Source organism: Arthrobacter sp. 05T442 (assembly GCF_056395945.1).
In genome coordinates this window covers 71,696-77,716 of record NZ_JBFTKM010000018.1, presented here as the reverse complement: position 1 = coordinate 77,716, position 6,021 = coordinate 71,696, and the positions used below count along the sequence as shown (strand labels likewise).

5 protein-coding genes are annotated in these 6,021 nt (G+C 67.4%); 2 read left to right on the top strand and 3 right to left on the bottom strand.

From position 1 onward, the window contains the following. Positions 1–335: 335 nt before the first annotated feature. A complete protein-coding gene (locus AC1DES_RS15965; RefSeq protein ID WP_476896687.1) occupies positions 336–1,808 on the top strand; it encodes a DHA2 family efflux MFS transporter permease subunit in 1,473 nt (490 codons plus the stop codon). 32 nt (positions 1,809–1,840) lie between these two features. Here the strand turns inward: AC1DES_RS15965 and AC1DES_RS15960 are convergent, their stop codons facing one another. From AC1DES_RS15960 to AC1DES_RS15950, 3 genes are all read right to left on the bottom strand, one after another. Continuing rightward, positions 1,841–2,674 (bottom strand): alpha/beta fold hydrolase, encoded by an 834-nt coding sequence (locus AC1DES_RS15960; RefSeq protein WP_476896686.1) that lies wholly within the window; start codon positions 2,672–2,674, stop codon positions 1,841–1,843. A gap of 67 nt (positions 2,675–2,741) precedes the next feature. Beyond that, positions 2,742–3,368 carry a thymidine kinase gene (locus AC1DES_RS15955; protein ID WP_476896685.1) on the bottom strand — a complete coding sequence of 209 codons (627 nt, stop codon included), beginning with the start codon at positions 3,366–3,368 and terminating at the stop codon, positions 2,742–2,744. 96 nt (positions 3,369–3,464) lie between these two features. Beyond that, positions 3,465–4,409, bottom strand: coding sequence for an alpha/beta fold hydrolase (locus AC1DES_RS15950; protein WP_476896684.1), 945 nt, complete (start codon positions 4,407–4,409; stop codon positions 3,465–3,467). Between the two features lie 77 nt (positions 4,410–4,486). On the opposite strand from AC1DES_RS15950, the gene lysS reads away from it, so the two are divergent. Continuing rightward, on the top strand, positions 4,487–6,019 hold the full coding sequence (lysS, locus tag AC1DES_RS15945; RefSeq protein WP_476896683.1) for a lysine--tRNA ligase: 1,533 nt from the start codon (positions 4,487–4,489) through the stop codon (positions 6,017–6,019). Positions 6,020–6,021 lie beyond the last annotated feature (2 nt).

Here is a 6,021-nt window from a genome sequence, read left to right as displayed (position 1 = left end):
ACACCTTCCTCGTCCCGTGCGGCTGCAAATAGTACTCATGCATGAACTCACGGATCTCTTCACGCGTAAAACCCTTGCTATCAACGGCCATCGCCGGCTCCTTCAATCAACAGGTAATGAATGACTCACAACCAGCTTGACGATGAGGGGCTCCCGCACTTGTGGCGTAGGAGCTGCGGGAGCGTCCGCCATTTTTTCGCCGGAGCTGCGGGAGCGTCTGCTATTTTTCCGCCGGAATTACCGGAGCAACGGGAATTACCCGCCAAGCCAGACGGTTGGAAACTGAGGCAGCACTGATGCGCCGGAACCCGCCCCGAACTCTCTGAGGGAACACCATGGCTACAGACATCTCGCCAACCGCCCACCGCGATCCTGCGCAGACCAAGGTGGCCGCCGGCACGGCGACGCAGAAGATGTCCCGCGAATCCGTGACCATCATCGTCACGTTGCTCGTGGCCACCTTCGTGGTGATCCTCAACGAAACCATCATGAACGTCGCCCTGCAGCGGCTGATGGTGGATCTGAAGATTGACGCCCCCACCGTCCAGTGGCTGTCCACGGGCTTCATGCTCACCATGGCCGTCGTCATTCCCACAACCGGGTTCATCCTGCAGCGGCTGTCCACCCGTGCGGTGTTCATGCTGGCCATGGGACTGTTCTCGGGCGGCACACTCCTGGCAGCCCTGGCGCCGGGATTCGAAGTCCTCCTTGCGGCCCGCATCGTCCAGGCCGGCGGCACGGCCATCATGCTTCCCCTGCTGATGACCACCATCCTCACCCTGGTGCCGGTGGAGCGCCGCGGCGCGGTGATGGGCAACGTGAGCATCGCCATCTCAGTGGCGCCGGCCATGGGCCCCACGGTTTCGGGTCTGATCCTGGAACACTTTTCCTGGCGGTTCATGTTCGTCTTTGTCCTGCCGATCGCCCTTGCAGCGTTCGGCCTCGGCGCCAAGTACCTGACCAACATCGGCGAGACCGAAAAGACCCGCCTGGACGGACTCTCGGTCGTGCTGACGGTCCCCGCCTTTGGCGGGCTCGTGTACGGCCTGAGCCAGATCGGGGGCGGACAAGGCGGACAGGGCGGTCCGGGCGCCCCCGCCGTGGTGGCGCTCGCCGTCGGAGCATTGACGCTGCTGGTGTTCGTGCTCCGGCAGTTGAAGCTGCAGAAGGCCGAAGGGCCGCTACTGGACCTGCGCGCCTTCAACTTCCGGATGTTCACGGTATCCGTGCTGCTGCTGGTGGTGGCGATGATCGCCCTGTTCGGGGCGGTGATCCTGCTGCCGCTGTACCTGCAGCAGATCCGCGGACTGAAATCGCTGGAGACGGGCCTTGTGCTGCTGCCCGGGGGACTCGCGATGGGCCTTCTGGGACCGCTTATCGGCCGTCTTTTCGACAAGGTCGGCCCCCTGCCCCTGACGCTCACCGGCTCGGCGCTGATGGTGGCATCCCTCTGGCAGCTCTCCATGCTGGACGCCGGGACGCCTGTCGGCTGGATCATCGCGCTGCACGTTGGCCTGAGCCTTGGCCTGGCGCTCCTGTTCACGCCAGCCTTCACGACCGGGCTGAACCCGCTGCCGCCGCACCTGTATTCGCACGGCTCGGCCATCATGAGCACCCTGCAGCAGGTGGCCGGGGCCGCCGGCACGGCGCTCCTGGTCTCAATTTATGCAGTGGTCTCCGCCGGCGCGGGCATCGTCGCGGGCATGCACGCCGCGTTCCTGACGGCCGCAGTCATAGCAGTCGCCGCCGTCGTCCTCTCCGCCCTGATGCGCAAAACCGCCCCTGCAGAGTCCCCCTCCACGAACTAAGCACATCGCGGGGTCCGCCTGGAGGGCCAGGCTCAGCCCGCGTAGAACGCGCTGAGTTCGGCGATGAGCCGGTCCGGGGCCTTGTTGACGCCGTCGTGCCCCATTCCCGGCAGGATCGTGTAGCTCGAGCCGGAGAGCACGTCGTGGATCTGGGCGCAGGCCACACCAAAGTAGGCGGGGCTCTTCTCGCCCACAATGATCAGCGTTTCCAGCGGCAGTTCCAGGAATGGTTCTGCAGGCATGTCGGCGGCGATGATGGCCTTGATCTCGCGGACACCGGTCTGCATGAGCTCGCGGAGCTGTTTGCCGATCGGGGTGCCTGCCGAGAGTTTGTTCGCCAGCGTCAGCATGGACAGCGGCATCCGGGACAGTGCGCTGCCGGTCTCCAGGCCCTTGAGCAGGACGGCGAGGGCGCGGTCGTCGTCCCCGGCCGCCGTGGCCCGCTCGTACTCCGGGGTCCAGTCCGCGGTGACGCTGTGGTTGACGGACACGGCGGGGTCGTACACGGCCAACCGTTCCACCGGCAGGGTGCGGGCCGCGTGCAGCGCCACCGCCCCGCCGAAGCTGTGGCCGAAGACGTCCGTGCTGGACGTGTGCTTCATGACGGCGTCCAGGTCGTGGATGTCCACGTCCAGGGTGTAGTCCTCCGGCTGCGGGGAGGACGAGCCTCGGCCGCGCCGGTTGAAGGTGTGCACCGGCCGGCCCAGCGAGGCGCTGAGTTTCTGCGCGAAACGCGTGTAGTCGGCCGCCGTCACCATCGAGGCAGGCACGACGACGATGCCCGAACCCGCCGAGGCGAGCTCGGCGCCCGTGCTGAAAAGCTCAATCGTTCCGCCGTCGGGTGTTCTGATGTTCTCGCGGGTCATGTTCCGAGCCTAGCCGAGCGCGCGCCGCAGTGCAGTAAACCCGCAGTGCCGTAATCCCGCAGTGCCGCTAGCTGCCCAGCCGGCCGCCGGAGACCTCGAGGTAGCAGGAGCCGCAGAGCGATTCGTACCAGACATCCTGGCCGTCGATGGCGACCTGGTCGCCGTCGAACACCACGTGCTCGCCGGCCCGACGAGTGTTGAAGATGGCTTTGCGGCCGCAGCGGCAGATGGTTTTGAGCTCTTCGAGGGTGTGGGCGATCTCAAGGAGCCGGAGCGAGCCGGGGAAGGCGCGGGTCCGGAAGTCCGTGCGGATTCCGTAGGCGAGCACGGGGACGTTGTCGAGGACGGCGATGCGAAAGAGGTCGTCCACCTGTTCCGGTTCCAGGAACTGGGCCTCATCCACCAGCAGGCAGGCCACAGCCTGGGTGTCGACGTGCTCAAGCAGGGCGTCGGGATCGTCTCCGGCGGCCTGCGCGGCGAAGAGTTTCCGGGCGGAGGCTCCGGCGGGAATCACGAAGTCCACCGACCGGGTCATGCCCAGCCGTGACACGACGTCGGAGTCCCCCTTGGTGTCCACGTCTGGCTTGGCCAGCAGGACCCGCTGGCCGCGTTCCTCGTAGTTGAACGCCGCCTGCAGGAGCCCGGTCGACTTGCCGGAGTTCATGGCGCCGTAGCGGAAGTAGAGCTTGGCCAAGGGGGTCCTTTCAAAGGCGTCGCCCCCGATTCTAGCGGGCCGACGGCCCTGCTGCCGGTCGCGGCAACCAGTCCGCGGCGCCGGACCCGGCGTCCGTCAGCGGCCCGGAATCATCCGCCGCCGTCCGGCCGTGCGGCCGGTTAAGCGTACCGGGATTCCGGCGGCGGTCCCGGTACCGCCAAGGAGGAACCTGGCTGTCGTGAGGGCAAGCCGGTTTCCCGGCCGGATGGGCCCCTCATGCAGCTGCCCCGGAACCACCGCGAAGCTCAGGGCCGGGACGGCAGCCGCGAGCTGCCGCCCGGTTTCGCCGAAATAGGCCGGGCTCCAGCCGCCGCTGAGCATCAGGGTGGGTGTGGTCACCGCGGCGAAGTCCGCCAGTTCGGCGTCGGCATCCAGCACGGCGCGCATTTCGGCGACGGCGGTGGGCAGCAGTTCCCGCATTTCCGCGCCCAGGCTGGTCCGGGCGGAGAGGATGCTGAGCATGCGCAGCGCGCCGAGCGGCAGCCGGGAAACCGGACCCGCGGTCTCGAGTCCCTGGACCAGATGGGCCCAGGCATGGTCCAGCTTGCCGGCCGCCACCGAACGCTCCAGTTCGGGCCGCCAGCGGCGGTTAAGGTTCCCGGCGAGCGACACGGCCGCGTCATAGGTCACCATGCGGCGGATCGGCACGGTGCGCGCCGTTTGAAGCGCCACGAAGCCGCCGTAGCTGTGCGCGACGACGTCGCTCGCGCCGGTCTCGCGCAGCACGGCAGTCAGATCAGCGGTCTCGGTCGCCGCGGAGTAGTCGGCGGGCTGGGGAGAGGAACCGGCGCGTCCGCGCCGGTTGTAGCAGTGCACCGGCTGTCCCAGCAGGAGGCTTAGTTTCCGGGCGAAGGGGCGGTACAGCGCATCGGTGACCAGGGTCCCGTGCACCATGACGACGCCGGACCCGGCCTGGGCCGCCTCCCCGCCATTGGGCGGCTGCACCCGCTCGCCCGGCCGGAAGGTGTGCAGTTCGAGGTGGCCCTCGCCGTCGTCGGTCCTCACAGTCCATGTCTCCACAGCCCTGAGTCTATTCCCGCACGCTCCCCGTCCGGGCAGAACCTGAGGTGCCGGAACTCCCGGTAAACTTGGGGATTGTGACTTCCCAAAACACCCCCGCCCCGAACCCCGCCGCCGAGCACCACGACGCCAGCGAACAGACGCGCATCCGCATGGAGAAGCGCGCCAGGCTCATTGAGCGCGGTGTCGAGGCCTATCCGGTGGGTGTTGAGCGCACGAACTCGCTGACCGAGATCCGCGAAAAGTACGCCCACCTCGAGGCCGACGAAACCACCGGCGACCTCGTCGGGGTGACGGGCCGCATCGTGTTCATCCGCAATACCGGCAAGCTGTGCTTCGCGACCCTCCAGGAGGGCGGCCTGGACGGCAAGGCAGTGCGGCTGCAGGTCATGCTGAGCCTGGCCAACATCGGCGAGGAGGCGCTCGCGGACTGGAAGTCGCTCGTGGACCTCGGTGACCACGTCTTCATCAAGGGCGAGGTCATCTCCTCCCGGCGCGGCGAGCTCTCCGTCATGGCCGAGTCCTGGTCCATGGCCTCGAAGGCGCTGCGCCCGCTGCCGGTGCTGCACGCCGAGCTTAATGAGGAAACCCGTGTCCGCCAGCGCTACGTGGACCTGATCGTCCGCGACGAGGCCCGTGAAATGGTCTACACCCGGGCCGCGATCACCCGTTCCATCCGCGAGACCCTGCACCGGCAGGGCTATGTCGAGGTGGAAACCCCCATGCTGCAGCTCGTCCACGGCGGCGCCACGGCGCGGCCGTTCGAGACGCACATGAATGCCTTCGACCAGAAGATGACGCTGCGCATCGCCACCGAGCTGTACCTCAAGCGCACGGTGGTCGGCGGAATCGACCGGGTCTACGACATGGGCCGGGTGTTCCGCAACGAGGGCGTGGACTCCACCCATAGCCCCGAGTTCACCACCCTGGAGAGCTATGAGGCCTGGGCCGACCAGTTCGTCATGGCGGACCGGATCAAGGAGATCATCCTCGACGCCGCCGACGCCGCCGGCGTGGGCCGTGTCCTGCAGACCGAGGACGGCGAAATCAACCTCGACGGCGACTGGGCCTGGATGGCCGTGTACCCGGGGCTCTCCGAAACCGTGGGTCGGGAGATCACCCCCGAAACCCCCGTCTCAGAGCTGCTGGAACTGGCCGCCAAGCACGAGGTCAAGGTCGATGCCAACTGGGACGCCGAGAAGCTCGTCGTGGAGCTCTTCGGCGAGCTGGTGGAGCCGACCCTGCTCAACCCCACGTTCGTCTACGATTACCCGCCCTCCGCCCAGCCGCTGGCCCGCCAGCACCGCGAGGATCACCGGCTGATCGAGGCCTGGGACCTCATCATTGGCGGCATGGAGCGCGGTACGGCCTTCTCCGAACTGATCGATCCGGTCATCCAGCGCGAACGCCTCACCGAACAGTCCCGCCGCTCCGCCGCCGGCGACGTCGAGGCGATGCAACTGGACGAGGACTTCCTCCGGGCCCTGGAATACGGTGCCCCGCCCATGGGTGGAATCGGCCTGGGCATCGACCGGCTGGTCATGCTGTTCACGGGCGCGGGCATCCGGGAAACCATCCTCTTCCCGCTGCTGAAGCCCGAGGGACACTGAGC

Coding starts and splice junctions, on each gene's coding strand:
- AC1DES_RS15965 (WP_476896687.1), top strand. CDS start 336: ATGGCTACAGACATCTCGCCAACCGCCCACCGCGATCCTGCGCAGACC.
- AC1DES_RS15960 (WP_476896686.1), bottom strand. CDS start 2,674: ATGACCCGCGAGAACATCAGAACACCCGACGGCGGAACGATTGAGCTT.